Source organism: Streptomyces sp. NPDC006872 (assembly GCF_040635845.1).
In the GTDB taxonomy this organism is placed as follows: Bacteria; Actinomycetota; Actinomycetes; order Streptomycetales; family Streptomycetaceae; genus Streptomyces.
Genome location: NZ_JBEYIL010000005.1, coordinates 267,398 through 289,343 on the forward strand (window position 1 = coordinate 267,398; position 21,946 = coordinate 289,343).

The following is a 21,946-nucleotide window of genomic DNA, read 5'->3' on the forward strand; positions in this document are numbered from 1 at the left end:
CGTCATAGTCTCGCGCAAGAAACGACCGGACGCACCCCACTTGCTTGAAGTAGGAGTGGCCGTTGATCGGGAAGCCTCCGCTGGCTGAACTACGACGGCCCCCTGCTGGCAATCTGCGCCGCCTCCGCCGTGTAGCCCTGCTCTAGCCATCTGGCTCACGGCCGATGCGCCGGAGCGGGGCGGAGACAAGAGCGGCGGCACCTCGGCCGTGCCACGAGCCCGGCGAGCGCGAGCGAGCCATGTGTCTTGAACCCGTCAAGAGGGTTGTAACTCAGCCAGTCACGCGGAGCGTGTGCGACCTCGTTTGGTCACTGCCTGTTGGCGTGTTACATGTCAGAGTTGCTAAGGCTGATGGGCCAGAAGATCATCATCTTAGTGTCGCTGTTGGGAGCTGACGGCAGCTCTGACGCGGACGACGGCACGCAACGGCCCGTGATCGCCAATATGAGTCCACGAGATGCGAGGCCCTTTTGAGCCCCGCACAGCTTGTTGCCCGATCCTACGGATCAGAGGTTTCTGACATCCACGTCTGACATCAACGACGCCGGACGGAGGTGTACGCCAGCGACTCTGTCCGGCCGTCGCACCAGTCGCCAGCAGCAGCCGGAGTGGGCTCGGATCGAACTCCTAAAGCGGGTGTCGCAGGTTCGAATCCTGCCGGGGGCACAGGAAAAGGGCCAGCTCAGGAGGGGTTTCCTCCCAGGCTGGCCCTTTGTCGTGTTCGAGGTCGTGCCACACGCGTGCCACTAACGTCCACGCGGAATCCACATCCCCTAGCCGGTGGCCCGACGAAGACGTGACCGTCACGGACAGGAGCCGCGGACTGCTCCAGGTGACGCGTGACGTCGTCGAGCAGCTCGGCCGGTAAGGAGAAGGAGAAGGAGACGGTACGGACCCCGTCCGCAGACTTCGGGCCCTTGTCGAAGAGCCGCCCGCTCTGCAACTCAGCAGCCCCTCCTGGTCGAGGTCCCGACGCCGCAGGGCCGCCGGCTCCCCGAACCGCAGCGTGGTGAGGGCCGCCAAGAGCAGGAGCAGCCGGTAGCGCGGCGCGAGGGAGTCGGGCACCGTGAGGATCAGCCGCTCGGGCACGTCGTAGCGATCCGCCCCCTTGACTCGGCACGGGTCGCGCCGGATCAGCTCGTCGTCCACGGCCGTGTTCATCAGGGCCCGCAGCAATTGCTGGGCAATTGCCAGGCCTTGACACCACACGGTGGCTTGCACCGCCTCCCCTGCCCCGGTCCCGCCCGGATCCTGCCTACGCGGCGGGGACGGCCGGGCCCCTGCCCCCGCTGGTCCTGCTGTCGGACGGGCTGTGCGGCCTGTTGTTTCGTCAGTCGCCGGTTTCCGCCTTGTCGTCGGCGGTGGTCATGGGGACCCAGCCAAGGGGGTTGCGGTACCAGTAGTGCGGTAGCCCCGTGATGCTGGTGGTGCGGAACGGGCGGCCGTGGTCGTCGATGCGCATCGTGCCGGTTCGCCCCTGTGAGGACCAGTCGAGTTCGAGGTACCAGTCGCAGGTGCAGGACTCGGTGCTCGCGGCGAGCAGCAGGACCTCCGGCTCCCGCAGGGACACCTGGTAGGGGAAGCCGATCGCGGGGGCCGGTCTGTCCGGGTCGTTGCCGGGCATCGAACGGGCCAGGGGGCGGCGCGCGTCGAGGTTCACGGAGAAGTAGCGGGGGACGAGGATGGCGCCGCAGCCTTCGTACGTGGAGTAGGCGATGCCCCGGCGGGAGGCGGGGGTGGTGTGGTTGACCACGCGCACGTGCAGTGCCTCCAGGACGACGGCGGCGGAACCGCGTCCCTGCACCGTGATCCGCAGATTGGTGGTGCGCCCGTGCACCGCCCCCTGGGAGGCGGCCCACACCGCGGCGTCCGCCGGGGTCGGCGGTGGTGGGACCTCCTGCGGCGGCTTGGCGATGACGTAGTCGTGGTCGCATTCGAGCTGCCAGAGCTGGGAGTTGGCCGTCCAGGTGAGCGGGGCCTGCGGCGGGACCGGGCCGGCGCTCGCCCGGTTCTTCTGCGGGCTGCCGTCGCTGTGCGTGGCCGGCGCTGAAGGTCCCGGTGTGGTGCGGGCGGAGGCCGACGACCCACCGCCACCGGAGGGAGGCCCGGCAGCGGATGTGGTGAGGCCGGCGAGGGCAATGGCGAGCGAGGCAGCCAGCACCATCGATCGCACGGGCCGTCGTCGGGGGCGCCCGGCATGGGGCCGCCGGTCGGCCGGTGAGGTCGGCCCTGGGCGTGGGTCCGCCGGTGAGGCCGGCTCGGGTGCCTTGTCTGCCGGGCTGCTGTGGCTCGTGGATGCGGCCGATGCGACGGTGCTCGTGGTGTCGTGGGGCGTCGGTGCCCGCCGGGCGTCGGATGGGCGTGGTCGTTGCCGTGCCGCGACTGCCAGGATCCACCGGCGGTGCAACTCCACGCGTTCCTCGGGGGAGGCTCCGCAGAGTGCGGCGAACCGCTCGATCCTGGTGAAGTCCGTGGGAACGGCCTCACCGGCGCAGTAGCGGTGCAGCGTGGAGGCGTTCATGCCCAGCCGGCGGGCCAGCGCCGCGTAGCTGCGGTCCGTGCGGTCCTTCAGACGCGTCAGCAGTAGCGCGAACTCCGCTACGTCGTCGTGGATTGCATCCATGTGGTCCGTATCGCATCCATCCGTCGGCCTGTGCCGTCCCATCAGGTCAGGTCACGTCAGGTCACGTCAGGTCCTGATCCGGGACGGCATCCCCAGCACTCTCCATACCTGCACGTCAATAAGGCTGGGATGGTTGCAGAGTTGAGCCATCCCTCTCCTCGGGACCACCCTCCGGCGGTGCGGAAGGCGGCGCCCCAGGGCCGCGGGACGTCGACGCATGCGCCTTGGTAGCGGGCGATCGCCCCTTGCCCGATCGCCTCTGCCCTCCGGGGTCACCACCGGGGGCGGGCGCGGGTCGAGTCTCCCGGGTGTCCGGACGCCGGCCTCAGGGGGTTTCCCATCCCGGACAGGCATCCCAGGCTTCCTTGTCTCTGCAGGTTGTCGGGGGTGGGATCGTCCCACCGTTGCAGGTTGGGGGCAGCCGTTGTCCCAGCCCCACGAGGCATCCGACGCTATGGCTGTCGCACCGGCTGAAGCGGCCGACCGCACGGCAGCGCCACGACACCCCGACTCACCCGTCCACACCCCGACTCACCCGTCCACGGAGACACCCGTCTCTTTGGGCACCCGGGTGCAGGGCGCGGACGCTCAAGGGGGTGCCCGACCACTTCGCCCCGCCAACGCGGTGCGAGAAGGAGGCGGGTGGTGTGGCGGCGACAGCCCGGCACGCGACCTCATACCGATCGGAAAAGGAACACGCATATGAACATGAAGTCCCTTGCGACCCACCGTGTGGCCGTGGCCGCGGGTCTCGTCCTGGCTCTTGGGTGCGGTGTGTCGGCACAGGCCTCCACCACCGGGCCGTGGACGATCAGCGGGAAGGCCGATGACGCGGTGACGCACCGCTCGGGCGGCAGCAGCGCCAAGGGCGCCATCGCCGCCTGCTCCCAGGAGGTCCTCGGGGTGTCCGCCGTGACGGAGCCCGCAGACAGCAAGGACGCCCGGCATCTCCTCCTCACCGTCCAGAACGCCGGCGACAAGAAGTGCAACCTCTACCGCTACCCTCTCGTGCGGCTCGGTGACGGTCGGACCACGGCCCCCGTGATCAAGGAGAGCGACGCGACCCCGGGCGTGCCCGTGACCCTCGCTCCGGGTAAGGAGGCATATGCCGCTCTGCTCGTCAACGGCCCCATGGATGAGTACGAGGCGAAGAGCATCACCCTCAGCCTCCAGGGTCGTGAGCCCGGCAGCCGCGCGGGCAAGCCGATCGATGTCCCCATGCCCGTCGACACGTTGTACGCCAACGACTTTCAGCGGGTCACCTACTGGACGACTGCTCCCGGCTTCGCCCTGGACTTCATCATGTCGAAGTGACGGACCTCGATCGGAACCGCCTCCCGGCGGCTGACCAGAACGCTCGCATGGCCTACTGAACACCGGCCGAAGTCGGCCGAAGTCGGCCGATGGCGCGGCAGCACCACGACACCCCCACCCACGCGGACGGGAGGGCTCCTGCGCTGGCAGCACACATATGGCACACCTGCCGTGCGCACGAATGGTGGGGAGCTGTGCAGGATGCCCGTCAAGGATGAGCCGGCCCGGCGCCGGTACGAGAAGTTGATCGACCGGGCTTGGGAGGAAGGCCGCCGACCCCGGCTGACCTGATCCGAGGGAGACGCGAGGGGCCGCCCCACCGCAACCGTGCGGTGGGGCGGCCCCTTCGCTTACGGCTCCCCGGCACGGATCAGGCACCCATCACGCGACGCCTTCCTCCAGGGCGGCCACCGCCTCGGCAGCCTCGCGGGCCGTCCGCTCCGCCTTCTCCAGCTTGGCCTTCGCCTTGGCCAGCTGCATGGCGCGCCGCTTGTGCATCTTCTTGGACGATGGCGATGGCGAGCGGCACTCTCCCCCGGCCGCATGCGCCACCGATGCTCATCGACGTACACGCCGTGACCCGGCCCCGGCGGCGTGCTGTTCTGCTCCGGCGCCCTGGGCAGCGAACCGCACGCAGTGCGGTGCCCGCCACCCCGCCGCTGTGCCCGAGCACGCCGTGGTACTGGTCCTCGCTCACAGCGAGGACCGCATCCGCGTCCCCGGTCGCCGTGGTGATGGTGGCGACCTAGCGTGGAAGTGCGCGGGTCGCACGCCAGCCGACGGCCGCCGACAGGGCCTTTTGGCCCGGCCATCCGATGGGGATCCGATGGGGATGCGATTTGGATCCGATCCCTTGTCGGCCAGAGGGCTCTGTTGTGGCAGCCGCATGCACACCGCATCCACATCACCGGTTCTCGCGCCGGCTGGTGGAACGGAGGCCGGAATGTCGCAGACGTCGTGGAGTGAGTACAGGCCGGGCCAACGGTTCCCGGGGGTGGTCGGGCGGACCACGGATGAGTCGGCCCCGGCGTGGCCGCAGCCGTTGCGGGCCGTGCCGGGTGCACCGAACGTGCTGATGATCGTGTTGGACGACGTCGGGTACGGGCAGTTCGGCTGTTACGGAAGCCCGATCGAGACGCCGAATCTGGATGCGCTGGCCGCGGGCGGGCTGCTGTACAGCAACATGCACACCACCGCGCTGTGCTCGCCGTCGCGTTCGTGCATCGTGACGGGCCGCAACCATCATGCGAACGGGATGGCGGCGATCACGGAGCTGGCCACCGGCTATCCGGGCTACAACGGGCAGATCCCGCCGGAGAACGGGTTCCTGTCGGAGATGCTGCTGCAGCACGGCTACAACACGTACATGGTCGGCAAGTGGCACCTGATGCCCTCGGAACAGGAGTCGGCCGCGGGGCCCTACGACCGGTGGCCGCTGGGGCGGGGCTTCGAGCGGTTCTACGGGTTCCTCGGCGGGGATTCCAGCCAGTGGTATCCGGACCTGGTGTACGACAACCACCAGGTCGAGCCGCCGGCGACGCCGGAGGAGGGCTACCACCTGACGGAGGACCTGGCCGAGCGGGCGATGTCGTTCATCGCCGACGCCAAGCAGGTCGCCCCGGACAAACCGTTCTACCTGCACTTCTGTACCGGTGCGGCCCATGCCCCGCACCATGTGCCGAAGGAGTGGGCGGACCGTTACCGGGGGCGGTTCAACGACGGTTGGGACGCCTACCGCGAGCACACCTTCGACCGGCAGAAGGAACTCGGCGTGGTGCCGGCGGACGCGCAGTTGTCCCCGCACGATCCGGACGTGCCCGCGTGGGAGTCGCTGTCCCCCGACGCGCGGCGGCTGGCCGCGCGGATGATGGAGGTCTACGCCGGGTTCCTCAGCCACACGGATCACCACATCGGGCGGCTGCTGGACTTCCTGAAGGAGACCGGCGAGTTCGACAACACGCTGATCATGGTGGTCTCCGACAACGGGGCGAGCGCCGAGGGCGGAGTGACCGGTACCACCAACGAGCTGCAGTTCTTCAACAACGCGCCCGAGTCGCTGGAGGAGAGCCTGGCCAGGATCGACGAACTGGGCGGCCCGAAGACGTTCAACCACTATCCCTGGGGCTGGACTTGGGCGGGCAACACCCCCTTCCGGCGCTGGAAGCGGGAGACCTACCGCGGCGGCGTCAGCGACCCCTTCCTCGTCCACTGGCCCGACGGTATCCGGGCCCGCGGTGAGGTCCGCGACCAGTTCGCGCACGTCATCGACATGGTGCCCACCGTCCTCGAGGTGCTCGGTGTCGAACCGCCCGCGACCATCCGGGGCGTGACCCAGTCGCCCCTGCACGGGGTCGGCTTCGCCCACACCTTCGACGATGCCTCCGTGGCGAGTCGCCACCGCACCCAGTACTACGAGATGTTCGGCCACCGGGCGATCGACCACAGCGGATGGCGGGCGGTCTGCCCCTGGCCCGGCCCCTCCTTCGCCGAGGCCGAGCGGCCGTTCGGCGCGCCGATCACCATGGCGGACCTGGACGACCTCGACGCCCACCACTGGGAGCTGTACCACGTCGACGAGGACGTCGCCGAGACCAGGAACCTGGCCGAAGAGCACCGCAGCAAACTGATCGAGATGATCGCCCTGTGGTATGTGGAGGCCGGCAAGTACAACGTGCTGCCGATCGACGGCAGCGCGTTCGAGCGCGTGATGATCGAGCGCCCGCAGATCACCGAGGACCGGACCAGCTACACCCTGCGCCCCGGCACCCAGGTCCTGCCGGCCGCGGTGGCCCCCCGGGTCCTCAACCGCCCGCACAGCGTCACCGCCGACGTCGAGATCCCGCCCGGCGGAGCGGAGGGCGTCCTGCTCTGCCAGGGCACCAACGCCGGTGGCTGGTCGCTCTATGTCGAGGACGGCCGCCTCCACTACGCCCACAACTACGTCCAGCGATCGCTGTACCACGTGGGTTCGAGCGAAACCGTGCCCGAGGGACGGCACACGCTGCGCTTCGAGTTCGAGCCCACCGGCGCGCCGGACATCGCCCACGGCAAGGGTGCGCCGGGCCGGGCCCAGCTGTACATCGACGGCCGCCTGGTCGGCGAGACCGACATGCCCGTCACCACCCCGATCGCCTTCAACCCGGGCGGTATGGCCTGCGGCGCCAACCCGGGATCGGCCGTCACCCCCGCCTACCGGGCACCGTTCCGGTTCACCGGCACCCTGCACACCGTCACCGTCGACCTGTCCGGCGACCTGATCGTCGACGCCCCGAGCGAGATGCGCATGCACATGGCCCGCCAGTAGTTCTCTCGCGTGGCAGAACGTCACTCGCCGCCTTCCGGGCGTGGGGGCGTCACCCGCTCGGCATCGAGGGTGGCACGGCCGGAGGCGGCGAGGAGCGCGAGCAGTGCGAGCACCGCCAGCAGGACGATGACCAGCAACAGGATGGTCAGGGCCGTCGGGTGGTTCCAGAGCGCGAAGACCAGGGCCACGATCAGCAGGGCGGCCAGGGCGATCCACCGGCGGTGGGCCTGGGTCCAGGTGCCCACCCGGCCGGTGCGGACCTGGTGGCCGTACGCCCACTGTGCCGTGGAGTCCGCGGCGCGCTCGGATGTGCCACGGACGGCGCGCGGCAGTCGTCCGGGGCCGATCAGGTAGGCGCCCAGCGCGATGACCAGACCGAGCACGATCGCCGTACGCAGGCTGACCCTCAGGAAGTGCACCAGGGTGTCGAAGACGGCTGCGGCGGCGGCCTCCGACTGGACCTGGGGCGGGAGGTGGTCCAGGTAGTAGCGGCGGGCGACGACCAGGACGATGGCCACGACCAGGCAGGCGAAGGCCGCGCCGAGAGCCGTACGGGCCAGCGCACGGCGGCGCCGGTGAGCCAGCAGTACTCCGCACGCGCCGATCACCACGACGATCACGGGAAGCCAGTTCCCGATCACGTCCAGCAGATGGGCTCCCTTGCGGATCTTCTCCAGTTGGTCGGACTGGAAGAGCACCATCTGCTTGTCGACGTCGGGGATCTTGGACGCCGGGGACACCCCGGCATCCACGAGCGCCTGTTTCACCTGGTCGACGGCTTCGCCGACATCGAGGGTGACCGTCCCGCCTTCCACGCCCACGGCGCCACGGCCCTCGCCGGTGAGCGCGTGCACGACCGCTGCGTGGGCTCTCCGGTTGGCGTTCGTCCAGATCCGCTCGAAGCGGTCGCTCTGCACGAAGCGGGTGGCCACCTTCTCGACCGTGTCGTTGACCGCGGCGTCGAGCTGCGGCCCCAGCCCTTTCACGGCCTGCGCGGCGCGCGGCGGCAGCCCCTGCGACTGCAGCCAGGTGGCGATGTCCGCGGCGGCCTGGCTGCCGTTCACCCGTACGTCGGCGGCATGGGTGATGCGCTTGACCGCCGCGTCCTCGATCGCCGGGTCCGAGGCCAGCGGCGAGACCGTTTCCACATACCGGTCGGTGTCCAGCACGATGTCGTGCACCCACACGGTGAGCAGTGCGACCGGCACCAGGATGCAGGTGAGGACGATGAGCACCGCCGAGGCGGTGTTCCGCGTGATGCGCGTGGCCGCCGAGCCCTGCTTGGGCCCACTCCCCGCCGCATCACCCGCCTTCCCCTCCGGGGCGGCAGCGGGCTCGGACGGCTCCTGCGGGCTGGTCATGGGTGCTCCAGGGCTCCTGGGGAATTGACCTGCCTCCATTTCCGCCGCTTTGCGGCGAGACGGCCCGCCCAGGTGGGCCGTACGGGCGAGACGCGGTCAACCGTCCGGAGCGGTGGCGCCGGCCGCAGACGCCATGAAGGCTCGGCGGCGACGGAATCCCCGCCGTGTCGGCGTGTCGATCGATTCGGGCGGGGGCGGGGGTCACCGCCGGCGGCGGCGGTGAACAGGCGGCGCACACCGCCGGGTGGTGCAATGGGCATGGTGGCGGGAGTGCCCTTGCGTGCACGGCTCGCGGTCGTCAGCGACCCGATCGGCGAGGGCGGACCGGGAGACCGGGGGCCGGAGAGCGCCACTGGACGCGATGTCACGCAGAGTCGCGTCGGCCGTGCCCCCCGACCGGGCAGGAGGCTCCATGCACAGGGACTCCGGGGCGCGCGGTCGCCCCGTACAGCGTTGGTCCGCACGGCTTGCCCTCGTGGCCGGGATCGCTGCCGTAGTGATCCTGCTCGTGTTCGCCGGATTCAAGAGCATCGCGCTCCTGGGTGCCGGGCTGGCCGGGCTGGCCGTATCGGGAGCGAGCCTGTGGTGGGCACTGACCCGGCGTGGAATCCGCAGGCTGCTCGCCTTCACCCTGGCCGCCGTCGCCCCGCTTGCCGTGCTGGCGCTCTACGCGTGGGCGGAGCTGCTGTGGGTCGTGCTCGTTTTCCTCGCCCTGTGGGCCCTCGGGGTCTCCGTCGGCAGAGCGGCACTCAGCAGCGACATCGAGCGGGCCGGGCCCCCGGAGTTGCGGACTGCTCCTCCCGAGCGCCCCTTCCTCATCATGAATCCACGATCAGGCGGGGGAAAGGTGGGGAATTTCCACCTCAGGGAAAAGGCCGAGGCGCTCGACGCCGACGTCCTCCTGCTGGACACAGCACATCACCAGGACGTGGTCGCGCTCGCCGACAAGGCAGTCGAAGACGGCGCCGACCTGCTCGGAGTCGCGGGCGGTGACGGCACACAGGCCCTGGTCGCCGGGGTCGCCGCCAGGCGCGGCATTCCCTTCATGGTGATCTCGGCCGGAACCCGCAACCACTTCGCCCTCGACCTCGGCCTGGACCGGGAAGACCCGTCGACCTGCCTGGACGCGCTCACCGACGGCGTCGAACTCCGCGTCGACCTCGGCTTCATCGGTGAGCGGGCCTTCGTCAACAACGCGTCCTTCGGCGCCTACGCAGCCGTGGTGCAAAGTCCCGCCTACCGCGACGACAAGGTCCGCACCATTCTGCAGATGCTTCCCGACCTGCTGACCCACCGACGCGGTCCCCGTCTGGCCGTCCGCGTCGCGAACACGGCCATCGACGGACCCCAGGCCGTGCTCGTCAGCAACAACCCCTACGGGATGGGCGACCTCGTCGGCCTCGGACGCCGCGAGGTACTGGATTCAGGCACCCTCGGCGTCCTGGGCGTCAACGTCGACAACGCCGCGCAGGCAGCCGAGTTGCTCACGGAGAAGCACGCGCCCGGCCTCACCAGCCTGACCGCCCAGGAGGTCGTCATCGACGCGGACGAGCCCGAGATCGAAGCCGGGGTCGACGGTGAGGCACTGACCCTGCCGACGCCCGTACGATGCACGATCCATCCCCAGGCCCTGCGCGTACGCGTACCACGTCACCGCCCTGGCGTGCCCCGGACGATGGCCCCCATGGACTGGCGGCGACTGCGCAAGCTGGCGCTGAGCTGAGGAGCCTGCCGTCCTTCCCCCGCATGATTCAGGGCGTCTTGGTCTTGGCAGCGGACCGCTTCGCGCCTTTGCTCCTGCCGGCGCCCGTGCTGCTCCGACCGGGCTTGGCGGGCACGTTCTTCCGCCCCGTGGCCTTCTTGGTGCCTGCGACCGTCCGCGATGACGCTGTCCTGGCCGGTGCGGTCGGCCACTTGAACTCGATCTCCAACTCGATCTCCCCATTGCCGATCTCGACCTCTATCTCGCTGCGAAGGTCGTCGGGGATCCGCAGGCTCAGCGTTCCGGGGCCGAGTTCCAGTTCGGCCTCTCCACCCTCCCTCAGCGCGGCTGCGAGTGCCGTGAGCTGGTCAGCCGCCTCAAGTCGTGACAGCGCGCGCTTCTGCTCGAACTTGAGGTCCTTCATAGGTGTCTCCGATCCGACAGAAAGAGTGGATAACACCCATTCTGACGTCATGTACGGGATCGGACATCCTCACAGCCGGCAGGGTCGCTGGTGGCCGTCCCGGGGCCGGCGCCGTCAGTCACTGGTCGCGGCGTGTGGCGGAGGGCTCGCCGACAGCGGTGCGCACCCAATCGTGAGCGCTGCCGGGGTCGAGGGTGGCGAGAAACTCTGCGAGCGGGCCGTCCCAGCTCTCTTTCGCACGTTCGGCCGCTGCTGCGTCGACCATCTGCCGTGTGTCCGTGTCCTTGCAGCGAATCAGCGTGACGGCGGCATCGGGGCCGACTTCCGCGAGGATCCTGTGGGCTTGCTGCGCGCTGGATCCGACGTGACCTTTGCGCACTCCAGCGGCGCGGGCCCCGACCCCTGCCCCTTTCAGTGCGGGACTGGGTCACCCTCAGCGAGCCGTCGGCGTCTCCTCTGATCACCACAGCAGTCGTGCCGCCCGCGCGGGCCTTCCTGCGGAAGCCTCGACCGAGATCAAGACCTGGCCGAGGGCGCAGCCACGCCTGCTCGATGGGCTTGCTGTCTCATTTCAGCTGCTCAGACACACGGCCGACCAGATGATCACCATGGCGCGCGACATGCTCAGCACCCACGCGCAGGCGAATCATATTTCTACTCAGGGGATTTGAGAAGAAAATTCGCTCGGCCCATAACGTGCAGAGTGAGGCGCGAATTACATTAATTACGAAACGCTCTCCCCAGTATTTCTCCTACGGCAGGGTCACTCATTTGCCGCGCATCTGGAGGAGGAGGGCAGCGTTAGCGGGATATGACGAAAGAAAGGCCCCAGGGCCTGCCTCAACGCAACGTGAGGACGGATAATCTGCCTGCGGCCCGTGATCTGACAGTGGGGAAATACACTTTCCCGTCTGCTGCGGCATACCCGGCGCTTGCGGTACAGGGCACTGCGATCGGGGACGGCGCGTGGGCCGAACGCCAGGTTGCCGAGCCGCTGCTTCGCGAGTTCCTCGCGCTACTGGAGGCAATCCAGGAGGAACTCAATTCGCGGTGGAACGGCCAGGAGCACTCGGGCCGTCACCTGGACCGCGCCCGACGGGCTCCTTCCTATGAATCATGAATATGCAGATCCTTCCTTTGAGCGGCGTACATGGTATTCCGACGCCTACTCCTATGGGTCGGACACCGGCTGGAACGGTGAACCTGTCGACAGCGTGCACGCAGGGGTTCCCCTGACCCCACCCGACGCGGGCTGGGACCCGGTCGAGGAACTTGCCTACCTCATGCAGGAGGCTGTTCCGACGGAGCAGACGGCGAGGGTGCCGCCACCTCGCGGCGAGCCCTCGGCCGGCGTCGACTTCACCGACCCGATGGAGGGCCTGGCGCAGGTCACCGCTCAACTGCCGCCCACTCGAGGCTTTTCTGTCGGGCATCGGAAGATGCGAGTCCGGAAAGTCCGACTCAAGTGGTTGCAGACCGGCAGCTTCGTCATCGTCGCACTCGTTGCCGTCATCGTGGCGATGGTCAGCGTCTTCGGCGGGATGGTGGCCTACAGGCCGCTGCAGGACATCACGTCCGGAACCGGAAGCGAAACGGTCCCGTCCTGGCCCTTGCTCGTGTACGGCCCCTGGATGGTGGCCTCGCTCTCCATCCTCCGAACCGCCCTGCATCAGCGCCGAGCTGTGCACTCATGGTTCATCGTTCTGTTCTTCTCCACCGTCGCGATAATGCTGTGCGTGGCGCAGGCAGACAAAACCTTCACCGGTATCGCCGGGGCTTCCCTGCCCGCCATCGCGTCCCTCGCGTGCTTCCAGCAACTCGTCCGGCAGATCACACTGACCCTGCCACCGCGACAGGCCGCGCGCCGGCACCGCCAGTAGCGGCCGACTCCGGCGGGGCCGTGCCGGACGAAGGCATGCACCAACGCCTCCGTCCGGCCGCCGCACCGGTCGACGACAGCAGACGACAGCAGCCGTAGCGGGCTCGGATCGAACTCCCGGCACCCCTTCGGTTCAGGCCAGGCCGAACTTCTCGGCGTGGACCTGCCGGGCGGGGACCTTCAGGTCTCGTAGGCCGGCGAGCACGGTCCTGGTCATGGCGGGCGGGCCACAGACGTACACATCGCGTTCGGTGAGGTCGGGGACCAGCTGGCGCAGGTTGCCCGGACTGAACGGCGGGGTGCCGCCCTCGTCGGTTCTGCCGGTGAGCAGGTGCAGCCGTCCGCCCCGTAGCGCGACCAGCCGGCGCACCTCGTTCAGCAGCACGGCGTCGGCCTCGCTGCGCACCCGGTACAGCACGACGACGTCGCCGGTCGCCTCCTCTTCCAGCATGGCCCGCACGGGCGTGATCCCCACGCCCCCGGCGATCAGCAGGGCGCCGGGCCGGGTCCGGTGCAGCGAGGTGAACGCCCCGTACGGGCCCTCGACGACGGCGCGGCTGCCGACCGGGATGTTCCGCAGGCCGGCACTGGCGCTGCCCGCCGCCTTCGCGGTGAGACGCAGCCCTTGTCCGCCCGGCGCCGCCGACAGGGAGAAGGGGTTGGCCAGCCACCAGTGGTTGTGCCCGGGGAACCGCCAGATGCAGAACTGGCCCGCGCGGGCCGGGAGTTTGTCGAGGTGCCGGCCGGTGACGTACACGGAGACCACGTTGTCCGACTCCGGTACCACGGCCGTGACGCGGAACCGGTGGTAGGCGTTGCGCCACAGCGGCAGGGCGACCCGCCCGGTCAGCAGGGCGCCGAAGGCGAACAGCCAGAGAATCCACCAGTAGGCCGTGGCGAACGCGGAGGACGTGAACGTCGTGGTCTCCTCCAACTGGTGGACGAACGACAGGCCCAGGGCCACGTAGAGCAGCAGGTGCAGACCGTGCCAGACCTCGTACGGCAGTCGCCGCCGCAGGGGCCGGGTGGAGATCACGCCGATCACGACGATGACGGCCGCGGCGAGCATGCCCAGCAGGGAGGCCGGCACCCCGCTCAGGGCGACGAACGTCTTCCCCATGGACGCGTCGTCGAGGTTCGCATAGCCGAGCACCACCAGCGTGGCGTGGGTGAGGACGGTCCACAGCAGCAGGAAGCCGACCCAGCGGTGCCACACCGTGAGCCGGTCCATCCCGATGCGGCGGTCCAGCCAGGGCAGCCGGGCCACCAGCAGCAGTTGGAACAGCATCAGCAGGGCCGCGTGCAGTCCGAAGAACTTGGCGACCGTCAGCACCCCGTTCTTGCCCGAACCGGCGCCGAGGAACAGCGCCTCGACGATCACCGCGTTGACGATGACAAAAGTCCACATCGCCCAACGCGCCGCGTCCACCGGAAGCACGGTGCCTCTGCGCACCGTGTCACTCGCCATCGCCATGCTTCCTCACATCCCCCGTGGCCGCTCGCTGCACTCGCGGCCCGTGTGCACTGACCTCATGAAGATCGAGTAATTCTTCCGGATATGCCCGATCGGATATGCATACGGACCGTGTGCCCGACCCGTTCACGCCAGGGACCGCCTCGGCCGTCAGTCCGTCGGCCGGGGGCTCGGGCCCGGGGTGATCAGGCCTGTCTCGTAGGCGACGACCACTGCTTGGGCTCGGTCTCGTAGGCGGAGTTTGGCGAGGATTCTGGCTACGTGGGTTTTCACCGTGGCCTCGCTCAGGGTGAAGCGGGTCGCCAGTTCGGCGTTGCTCAGGCCGGTGGCCAGGGAGCGGAGGACTTCCAGTTCGCGGGGGGTGAGGACCGTCAGATCGCGGTGCAGTGCCGTGGGGGTCGCCGCCTCGTGGGAGACGAAGCGTTCTATCAGGCGGCGGGTGATGGTCGGGGCCAGCAGTGCGTCGCCCGTGCGGGCTGTGCGGACGGCGGCCACGAGGTGTTCCGGGGTCACGTCCTTGAGGAGGAAGCCGCTCGCGCCCGCGGTGAGCGCGGCGTAGACGTAGCGGTCCAGGTCGAAGGTGGTCAGCATGATCACTCTGGGTGGGGTGGGCGGCACGGCGGCGGAGAGGATGCGTCTCGTCGCTTCCAGGCCGTCGGTCCCGGGCATGCGGATGTCCATGAGGACCAGGTCGGGAACGGTGCGGGCGACCGCTTCGATCGCCTCTTCGCCGTCTCGGGCCTCGGCGACCACCTCGATTCCGTCCGCCGCCAGGATCATGGCGAAACCGGTGCGGACCAGTGCCTGGTCGTCGGCGATCACCACGCGCGGCCGGTCGGTCACGCCGGCTCCTCGACGCCGACCGGTATGACGGCTGTGACCTGGAAGCCGCCGGTGACTCGTGCCGCTGTCTGGAGGGTGCCTCCGTAGACGGCCAGCCGTTCGCGCAGGCCGGTCAGGCCGCGGCCGCCGCCGGGGGCGACCCGTGCCGCGGGGGTGCCGCCGGTGTCGGACACCTCGATGTGCACGGCGTCGGGGAGGTGGTCGACGGCGATCCGGACCTTCGCGCCGACCGCGTGTCTGACCGTGTTGGTCAGGGCCTCCTGCACCACGCGGTAGGCCGCCAGGTCGGCGCCGGCGGACAGCGGCGCCGGGGTGCCGGTGACGGTCAGTTCGACGGGGACGCCGGTCTCGCGTACGCGGTCGGCGAGGGCCGTCAGCTGGCCCAGGCCCGGTTGCGGAGCCAGGGCCGGCTCTTCCTCGGGCGTCATGGTCAACAGGCCCATCGCATGGCGCAGTTCGGCCATCGCGGTGCGTCCGCCGGCCTCGACGGCCAGCAGGGCGTCGCGGGCCCGGTCGGGTGCCGCGTCCATCACCTTGCGGGCCGCCCCCGCCTGGATCACCATCACGCTCACATTGTGGGTGACGACGTCGTGCAACTCACGGGCGATCCGCGAGCGTTCGCGGTGGACCGCCAGCCGGGTGGCGGCCTCGTGCTCCTCCTGGAGCACCCGTACGCGCTGCTTCCACGTGTGGACGGCGTTGGCCGCCAGCCCCACCCCGAGCAGGGCGAGGAACGGCCAGAGGCCGGGGGTGACGGACGGGAAGTTCTCGTCGTGGAGCAGGGCCAGGACGGACGCTCCCGCCGGCAGGCTGACCAGCGCTCTCGCTCGGTAGGGGCTGTACACCGCCGCGCTGTAGGCGGCGACCACGCACGACAGGAACGTGTACGCGGTCGCGTCGCCGCCGCCCAGGCGCTGGTTGAACAGCAGGCTCGCGCAGATCACCGCCCAGAACGCCGACAGCGGATACCTTCTGCGGACCGTCAGGGGCAACGCGGTGAGGGCCGCCAGCGCCAACTGCCAGGGCTGGACCGCCGCGAGGTGCTGCACCGTCTCCACCCGGACGAAGGGGGCGGACGCCCCGGCGCCCGGCGCCGGCACCTCCGGCGGTATCGGTACCACCATCGGCGGCAGCGGGACGTCGCGGCTGCGGCTGTGGGCCGCGGCCACCGTGCAGGCGGCCAGGACGACGGCGACGATCACGTCGGCCGTCCACATCCAGCGCGACGGACGCGGCAGCGGGCTCCGCTGCCGCAGCGATGCGACGGCCTTCCGCCATCGCTCGACGAGCTCCGCTCCGAAAGTTCCGCCCATGGGCTCAGTCTCGCAACTCCCTCACCCCGTCACATCCGACCTCGTGCGGACGGGCCCGACGGGGCGTCTACATCGCCCGCGTACATCGCAGGGATGACGCGCTCGGCCGGTCATCCCGGGACGGTAGCCGCTCTCGCCGTCACGGGCGACGCCCCCGGCACGGCCGCGCCCCTAGCTTCGGGGCGAACGAAACCGTCCACCCCACCACCCGCTCCTGGAGGCACCGTGGCCGCGACCGCGACCCCGCCCGTCATCGACATCCGCGAGGTGACCCGGACGTACGGGGAAGGGCCGCCCGCTCTCGCCGACGTGACGCTGAGCGTGCAGGCCGGAGAGGCGGTCGCCGTGCTCGGGCCGTCCGGCAGCGGCAAGTCGACGCTGCTCAACCTGGTCGCCGGACTCGACCGGCCGAGCGCGGGCAGCGTCACCGTCGACGGGCTGCGGGTGGACGGGCTGAGCGAGGCCGGGTCGGCGCAGTACCGGCGGTCGAAGGTCGGCATGGTCTTCCAGTTCTTCCATCTGCTGGACGACCTGACCGTCACCGACAACGTGCTGCTGCCCGCCCAGTTGGCCGGAATGCCCCGGGCCGAGGCCCGCGGTCGGGCCGCCGGTCTGCTGGAGCGCCTCGGCATCGACCGGCACGCCGGCGCCTACCCCGGCCGGCTGTCCGGCGGGGAGCGTCAGCGGGTCGCGGTCGCCCGGGCCCTGATGAACCGTCCGGCCCTGCTGCTGGCCGACGAGCCGACCGGAGCGCTGGACTCCGCCTCCGGCGAGGACGTCCGGGAACTGCTGACCGAGCTCAACGCCGAAGGGCAGACGATCGTCCTGGTCACCCACGATCTCGGGCTGGCCGAGTCCTGCGCGACCCGGACCGTCGAGCTGGTCGACGGCCGGATCGTCCGGGACAGCAGGCATGTCACGGCGGTGACCCGATGAGCGCCCTGGGGCGGGTGGTGCGCGCCGGGGTCGGGCGGCGGCGTGTGCAGACCACGGTCATGATCCTCACCACGCTGGTGGCCGTCACCGCGTCGGTCCTCGCCGCCGGGCTTCTCCTCGCGTCCCAGGCGCCCTTCGACCATGCCTTCGCCAAGCAGCACGGCGCCCACCTGACCGCGCACTTCGACGGGACGAAGGTCACGGCCGCGCAGCTCGCGGCGACGACGACGGCGACCGGCCGGGCGTCGGGCGTGAGCGCGGCGGCCGGACCCTTCCGGACGGTTTCCGTGCGCCCTCGCACGGCCTCCGGCTCGGATGTCGTTCCGGCCGGTGTCGATCTGCCGCCGATGACCGTCGTCGGCCGGGCCGACCCGACCGACGGCGTCGACGACGTCGACCTCGTCGAGGGCGAGTGGGCGACCGGCCCCGGGCAGATCGTCGTCGCCCATGGCGCGTTGCCCGCGCCGCTGGGCGTGCGGCTGACGATCCCCGGCGCGCCGGGCGGCGACACGCTGACCGTGGTCGGCGTCGCCCGGTCGGTGACCGGCACCGCGGACGCCTGGGTGACTCCCGCGCAGGCCGAGGCGCTGGCCCCGGCGGGCTCCGCGCCCACGTACGAGATGCTCTACCGCTTCCGGCAGGCAGGCACGGACGCCCAGGTGGCCGCCGGTCGCGCCGCGATCGCCGCGAGCGTGCCGAAGGGCGCGCTGACCGGATCGCAGTCCTATCTGAGCGTCAAGCAGGAGGCGACGGCCAACTCGATGGCGTTCGTGCCGTTCCTGGCCGCGTTCGGGCTCCTCGGACTGCTGCTGTCGGTGCTGGTCATCGGCATCGTCGTCAGCGGGGCGGTGGGCGCCGCGACCCGGCGCATCGGCATTCTCAAGGCCCTCGGCTTCACGCCGGCGCAGGTCGTGCGGGCCTACGTCGGACAGGCGCTGATCCCGGCGTCGGTGGGCTGCGTCCTGGGGGTGGGGCTGGGCAATCTGCTGGCCGTTCCCGTGCTCAGTGAGGTGGGCGAGGCCTTCGAGGGGCCGGCGGCGTCGATTCCCGTGTGGCTCGACGTGGCCGTGCCCGCCGCCGCCCTCGCCCTGGTCGCCGTCGCCGCGCTGGCACCCGCGCTGCGCGCCGGGCGGCTGCGCACGGTGGCGGCGATCACCGTCGGGCGTACACCCGGCGCGGGTCGGGGGCGGCTGGTGCGGCGGCTGACGGGACGGCTGCCGTTGCCGCGCGCGGTGAGTCTCGGGCTGGCCAACCCCTTCGCCCGTCCGGCGCGTTCGGCGACGACGGCCGCCGCGGTCGTCTTCGGCGCCGCCGCCGTCACCTTCGGGGTCGGGCTCGCGCTCACGCTCGGGGCCGTCCAGTCGGGCCGCATGCTCAACTCGGCCGGGTCGGTCGCGGTGGGCACCGGCGGCGGGCAGGCGCCGCCGGGCGCCCAGGCGGTCCGCGCGGACAGCGGGCCCGGGGCGAAGAAGGCCGACCCGGCCGCGGTCGCCGCCGCACTCCGCGCGCAGCCGGGGACGAGCCGCTTCTACGGCACGGCCCAGGCGGAGGTGAGCGCGTCCGGGATCACCGGCGCCACCACCGTGGTGGCGTACCAGGGCGACGCCTCGTGGGCCGGTCCCCCGATGGTCTCGGGCAAGTGGCTCGACGGCACGCCGGGCCAGGCCGTGGTCACCGCCCGGTTCCTGAAGGCGGCCGGAATCCGGGTCGGGGACACGGTGACCCTGACGGAGCAGGGACGGCAGGCCTCGGTACGGATCGTCGGCGAGGCGTTCTTCACGGAGGGCGAGGGCATGGAGCTCCTGACCGGAGCCTCGACGCTCACCGCGCTGGGACTCGACGCTGTTCCGGGCCGCTACGACGTGCAGACGAAACCCGGCACGGACCTGACCGGCTACCTGGCCGCGCTCAACCGCGCGCTGGACCCGCTCGACGCCGTCGCCATGGCCGATTCCGGCGACGAGTCCAGTGTGATCGCGGCCATGGACGCGCTGATCGGGATGCTCACGCTGATGCTCGTCGTGGTCGCGGGGCTGGGCGTGCTCAACACGGTCGTCCTCGACACGCGCGACCGCGTCCACGACCTCGGCGTCCTCAAGGCGCTGGGCATGGCTCCCCGCCAGACCGTGGCCATGGTCGTCACCTCGGTCGCCGGAATCGGCCTGCTCGCCGGCGTGGCGGCGGTCCCGGCCGGGGTCGCCCTGCACCGGTATGTCACGCCGTTCATGGGCGAGGCCGTCGGCATGAACCTGCCCACGTCGATGATCGCCGTCTACGACCCGCCCCTGTCTGCCCTGCTCGCCCTGGGCGGGCTGGTCATCGCGGTGGCGGGCGCGGTCCTCCCGGCGGGTTGGGCGGCGCGGACCGGCACGGCCACGGCGCTGCGCACGGAGTGAGCCCCGGCTCTCGCACGAGCCGGCCGACTGCCACGAGCCGGCCGACTGCCACGAGCCGGCCGACTGCTCGGAAATTCTTCGAAACATTCGATACATCGAAAGTTGCGTACCGATCTCGAGGTGGCGATCACCTCCCCGCCGGCTCGCCACGGTCCGCAGTATCACTCCATTGACCAGCCCAGACGTACCATCCAGCAACTCGCGAATGAGACGAATGTTTCGGGATCATTGCCGAAACTGTTGACAGTTGGCAGGGGCATACCAAAACTCCTCCTCATCGACCTCACGACGATGAGGAGGAAGCACCCCCATGAACGACGCACCCGCACGCAGTCCCGGCCGCTTGAGGCTGTTCATCAGCGGCGTCTGCACGACCGTGCTGGTCGCCGTGGCCGCGCTGACCCTGCCGGGCACCGCACACGCCGACACGGTCGTCACCACGAACCAGACCGGCACGAACAACGGCTACTACTACTCGTTCTGGACCGACGCCCCGGGCACGGTCTCGATGAACCTGGCCGCCGGCGGCAACTACAGCACCTCCTGGAGCAACACCGGGAACTTCGTCGCCGGGAAGGGCTGGGCCAACGGCGGCCGCAGGAGCGTGAGTTACTCGGGCTCCTTCAACCCGTCCGGCAACGCCTACCTGGCCCTCTACGGATGGACGTCGAACCCGCTCGTCGAGTACTACATCGTCGACAACTGGGGCACCTACCGGCCCACGGGAACGTACATGGGCGCGGTGACCAGCGACGGCGGCACGTACGACATCTACCGGACGACGCGGTACAACGCCCCGTCCGTGGAGGGCACCAAGACCTTCGACCAGTACTGGAGCGTCCGCCGGTCGAAGCGGACCGGCGGCACCATCACCACCGGCAACCACTTCGACGCCTGGGCCCGCGCCGGCATGCCGCTCGGCAGCTTCCGCTACTACATGATCATGGCGACCGAGGGCTACCGGAGCAGCGGCAACTCCAACATCACGGTGGGCGCCGCCGGTTCGGGCAGCGGCAGCGGCAGCGGCAGCGGCAGCAGCAGCTGGGGCTGGGGCTGGGGCGTCACCGTTCAGCCCAACGGCAACTGGACCTGCCCGACCGTCTCCTGCACAGCGTCCTGAGGGGAGAGGACCCCATGAGAATCCGTCGCTCACTCGCGCAACCGGCGGTCGCCGCCATGAGCGTGGCCGCCACCCTCAACCTCGGCTCCACGCCTGTGCAGGCCGCCGTGCCCGTACCGGCCGCCGTCTGCACGGGATACGTCGGGCTGACCTTCGACGACGGCCCGTCCGCCAACACCGCGGCCCTGCTCGGCGCGCTCACCCGCAACGGGCTGCGGGCCACGATGTTCAACCAGGGCCAGTACGCCGCCGCCAACCCGTCCCAGGTGCGGGCGCAGGTCAGCGCCGGTATGTGGGTCGGCAACCACAGCTACACCCACCCGCATCTGACCCAGCTGAGCCAGGCGGCGATCGACTCCGAGATCTACCGGACCCAGCAGGCCGTCGCGAGCGCGGGCGGCGGCACTCCGAGACTGTTCCGGCCGCCGTACGGCGAGACCAACCCGACGGTCAAGACGGTCGCCGCCAAGTACGGGCTCACCCAGATCATCTGGGACGTCGACTCGCAGGACTGGAACGGCGCCGGCGCCGACGCCATCGTCCAGGCCGCCGGACGGCTCACCGGCGGGCAGATCATCCTCATGCACGACTGGTCGGCGAACACGCTCGCCGCGATCCCCCGGATCGCGCAGGGACTCGCCGCCCGCGGCCTGTGCGCCGGGATGATCTCCGCGCAGACCGGCCGCGCGGTGGCGCCCGGCAGCGGATGACCGTCTGTGACAGGGCGTCTGACGTGTGACGTGTGACCCGTGATGCGCGAGTGTCGCCCTTCGGCTTCCGGCGCCGCCTACGATGGGCCCGATGAAGGCCTTCGAGCAGCACCTCGCGTCGACGCCCGTGCGGCGGTGGCGGGTGCTGCTCGTGCTCGGGGTGCTGGCCGGGCTGTTGGCCATGCACGCACTGTCTCCCGTCGGCGCCGTGCACGAGCATGCCGGGTCGCAGTCGCCGTCGGCGCAGCACATGGGGGCCGTCTCGGTCAGCGCCTCCGACGACTGCGCCGGAGAGGGCGGGCACTGCGGAGGCGGCCACCTCCAGCACGCCGATCCGACCTGTGTGGCGGCCGCGGTGAGCGGCGCTCCCGCCCTGCCCGCCCTCGTGCCCGACCCGGTCGCCGTACCCGTGCGCGCCGACGCCGCCCGCTCGTACGGCGCCGAGGCCCCGGACTGCGCACGCGCGCCGCCCTCCCTGGCGGAACTCCAACTCCTGCGGATCTAGACACCACGCGTCACCGCGTCCACGTCCGGATCTCTCTTCGCA

16 protein-coding genes are annotated in these 21,946 nt (G+C 70.4%); 9 read left to right on the top strand and 7 right to left on the bottom strand.

Translation table 11 applies throughout. The features are described from left to right. Nucleotides 1–1,330: 1,330 nt before the first annotated feature. A complete protein-coding gene (locus ABZ725_RS17060) occupies nucleotides 1,331–2,623 on the bottom strand; it encodes a helix-turn-helix domain-containing protein (RefSeq protein ID WP_358803442.1) in 1,293 nt (430 codons plus the stop codon). 702 nt (nucleotides 2,624–3,325) lie between these two features. Here ABZ725_RS17060 and ABZ725_RS17065 point away from each other — a divergent pair. Next, entirely contained in the window at nucleotides 3,326–3,937 is a 612-nt protein-coding gene (locus ABZ725_RS17065; protein ID WP_358803443.1) for a DUF4232 domain-containing protein, read from the top strand. A 1,075-nt stretch (nucleotides 3,938–5,012) separates the two neighbouring features. Next, nucleotides 5,013–7,241 carry an arylsulfatase gene (locus ABZ725_RS17070; protein WP_358803444.1) on the top strand — a complete coding sequence of 743 codons (2,229 nt, stop codon included), beginning with the start codon at nucleotides 5,013–5,015 and terminating at the stop codon, nucleotides 7,239–7,241. A 20-nt stretch (nucleotides 7,242–7,261) separates the two neighbouring features. Here ABZ725_RS17070 and ABZ725_RS17075 read toward each other — a convergent pair whose 3' ends face one another. Next, complete coding sequence (locus ABZ725_RS17075; RefSeq protein ID WP_358803445.1) at nucleotides 7,262–8,602, bottom strand: hypothetical protein; 1,341 nt, start codon at nucleotides 8,600–8,602, stop codon at nucleotides 7,262–7,264. A gap of 412 nt (nucleotides 8,603–9,014) precedes the next feature. On the opposite strand from ABZ725_RS17075, the gene ABZ725_RS17080 reads away from it, so the two are divergent. After that, a complete protein-coding gene (locus tag ABZ725_RS17080) occupies nucleotides 9,015–10,325 on the top strand; it encodes a diacylglycerol kinase family protein (RefSeq protein WP_358803446.1) in 1,311 nt (436 codons plus the stop codon). Between the two features lie 28 nt (nucleotides 10,326–10,353). Here the strand turns inward: ABZ725_RS17080 and ABZ725_RS17085 are convergent, their stop codons facing one another. Both ABZ725_RS17085 and ABZ725_RS17090 read right to left on the bottom strand, forming a co-directional pair. Continuing rightward, on the bottom strand, nucleotides 10,354–10,728 hold the full coding sequence (locus tag ABZ725_RS17085; protein ID WP_358803447.1) for an amphi-Trp domain-containing protein: 375 nt from the start codon (nucleotides 10,726–10,728) through the stop codon (nucleotides 10,354–10,356). 118 nt (nucleotides 10,729–10,846) lie between these two features. Then, entirely contained in the window at nucleotides 10,847–11,107 is a 261-nt protein-coding gene (locus tag ABZ725_RS17090; protein ID WP_358803448.1) for a hypothetical protein, read from the bottom strand. 730 nt (nucleotides 11,108–11,837) lie between these two features. On the opposite strand from ABZ725_RS17090, the gene ABZ725_RS17095 reads away from it, so the two are divergent. Continuing rightward, nucleotides 11,838–12,608 carry a DUF2637 domain-containing protein gene (locus ABZ725_RS17095; protein WP_358803449.1) on the top strand — a complete coding sequence of 257 codons (771 nt, stop codon included), beginning with the start codon at nucleotides 11,838–11,840 and terminating at the stop codon, nucleotides 12,606–12,608. A 132-nt stretch (nucleotides 12,609–12,740) separates the two neighbouring features. Here the strand turns inward: ABZ725_RS17095 and ABZ725_RS17100 are convergent, their stop codons facing one another. The 3 genes from ABZ725_RS17100 to ABZ725_RS17110 form a co-directional block, all read right to left on the bottom strand. Continuing rightward, on the bottom strand, nucleotides 12,741–14,075 hold the full coding sequence (locus ABZ725_RS17100; protein ID WP_358803450.1) for a ferredoxin reductase family protein: 1,335 nt from the start codon (nucleotides 14,073–14,075) through the stop codon (nucleotides 12,741–12,743). A 156-nt stretch (nucleotides 14,076–14,231) separates the two neighbouring features. Beyond that, the gene (locus ABZ725_RS17105) at nucleotides 14,232–14,924 is read right to left on the bottom strand and encodes a response regulator transcription factor (RefSeq protein ID WP_358803451.1); all 693 of its coding nucleotides are present in this window, start codon (nucleotides 14,922–14,924) and stop codon (nucleotides 14,232–14,234) included. Further along, nucleotides 14,921–16,237, bottom strand: a complete 1,317-nt coding sequence (locus ABZ725_RS17110; protein ID WP_358803452.1) for a histidine kinase — start codon at nucleotides 16,235–16,237, stop codon at nucleotides 14,921–14,923. Before ABZ725_RS17110 ends, ABZ725_RS17105 begins: the two co-directional genes overlap by 4 nt. A gap of 225 nt (nucleotides 16,238–16,462) precedes the next feature. On the opposite strand from ABZ725_RS17110, the gene ABZ725_RS17115 reads away from it, so the two are divergent. The 5 genes from ABZ725_RS17115 to ABZ725_RS17135 all read left to right on the top strand — a co-directional run bounded on the left by ABZ725_RS17115 (nucleotide 16,463) and on the right by ABZ725_RS17135 (nucleotide 21,904). Further along, the gene (locus ABZ725_RS17115) at nucleotides 16,463–17,173 is read left to right on the top strand and encodes an ABC transporter ATP-binding protein (RefSeq protein WP_358803453.1); all 711 of its coding nucleotides are present in this window, start codon (nucleotides 16,463–16,465) and stop codon (nucleotides 17,171–17,173) included. After that, nucleotides 17,170–19,569 carry an ABC transporter permease gene (locus ABZ725_RS17120; protein ID WP_358803454.1) on the top strand — a complete coding sequence of 800 codons (2,400 nt, stop codon included), beginning with the start codon at nucleotides 17,170–17,172 and terminating at the stop codon, nucleotides 19,567–19,569. The genes ABZ725_RS17115 and ABZ725_RS17120 overlap by 4 nt, the downstream gene beginning before the upstream one ends. Before the next feature lie 310 nt (nucleotides 19,570–19,879). Beyond that, complete coding sequence (locus tag ABZ725_RS17125) at nucleotides 19,880–20,689, top strand: glycoside hydrolase family 11 protein (protein WP_358803455.1); 810 nt, start codon at nucleotides 19,880–19,882, stop codon at nucleotides 20,687–20,689. Between the two features lie 14 nt (nucleotides 20,690–20,703). Then, entirely contained in the window at nucleotides 20,704–21,399 is a 696-nt protein-coding gene (locus tag ABZ725_RS17130) for a polysaccharide deacetylase family protein (protein ID WP_358803456.1), read from the top strand. 91 nt (nucleotides 21,400–21,490) lie between these two features. Continuing rightward, nucleotides 21,491–21,904, top strand: a complete 414-nt coding sequence (locus ABZ725_RS17135) for a DUF6153 family protein (RefSeq protein ID WP_358803457.1) — start codon at nucleotides 21,491–21,493, stop codon at nucleotides 21,902–21,904. Nucleotides 21,905–21,946: the final 42 nt, after the last annotated feature.

Coding starts and splice junctions, on each gene's coding strand:
- ABZ725_RS17060 (WP_358803442.1), bottom strand. CDS start 2,623: ATGGATGCAATCCACGACGACGTAGCGGAGTTCGCGCTACTGCTGACG.
- ABZ725_RS17065 (WP_358803443.1), top strand. CDS start 3,326: ATGAACATGAAGTCCCTTGCGACCCACCGTGTGGCCGTGGCCGCGGGT.
- ABZ725_RS17070 (WP_358803444.1), top strand. CDS start 5,013: ATGATCGTGTTGGACGACGTCGGGTACGGGCAGTTCGGCTGTTACGGA.
- ABZ725_RS17075 (WP_358803445.1), bottom strand. CDS start 8,602: ATGACCAGCCCGCAGGAGCCGTCCGAGCCCGCTGCCGCCCCGGAGGGG.
- ABZ725_RS17080 (WP_358803446.1), top strand. CDS start 9,015: ATGCACAGGGACTCCGGGGCGCGCGGTCGCCCCGTACAGCGTTGGTCC.
- ABZ725_RS17085 (WP_358803447.1), bottom strand. CDS start 10,728: ATGAAGGACCTCAAGTTCGAGCAGAAGCGCGCGCTGTCACGACTTGAG.
- ABZ725_RS17095 (WP_358803449.1), top strand. CDS start 11,838: ATGAATCATGAATATGCAGATCCTTCCTTTGAGCGGCGTACATGGTAT.
- ABZ725_RS17100 (WP_358803450.1), bottom strand. CDS start 14,075: ATGGCGAGTGACACGGTGCGCAGAGGCACCGTGCTTCCGGTGGACGCG.
- ABZ725_RS17110 (WP_358803452.1), bottom strand. CDS start 16,237: ATGGGCGGAACTTTCGGAGCGGAGCTCGTCGAGCGATGGCGGAAGGCC.
- ABZ725_RS17120 (WP_358803454.1), top strand. CDS start 17,170: ATGAGCGCCCTGGGGCGGGTGGTGCGCGCCGGGGTCGGGCGGCGGCGT.
- ABZ725_RS17125 (WP_358803455.1), top strand. CDS start 19,880: ATGAACGACGCACCCGCACGCAGTCCCGGCCGCTTGAGGCTGTTCATC.
- ABZ725_RS17130 (WP_358803456.1), top strand. CDS start 20,704: ATGAGAATCCGTCGCTCACTCGCGCAACCGGCGGTCGCCGCCATGAGC.
- ABZ725_RS17135 (WP_358803457.1), top strand. CDS start 21,491: ATGAAGGCCTTCGAGCAGCACCTCGCGTCGACGCCCGTGCGGCGGTGG.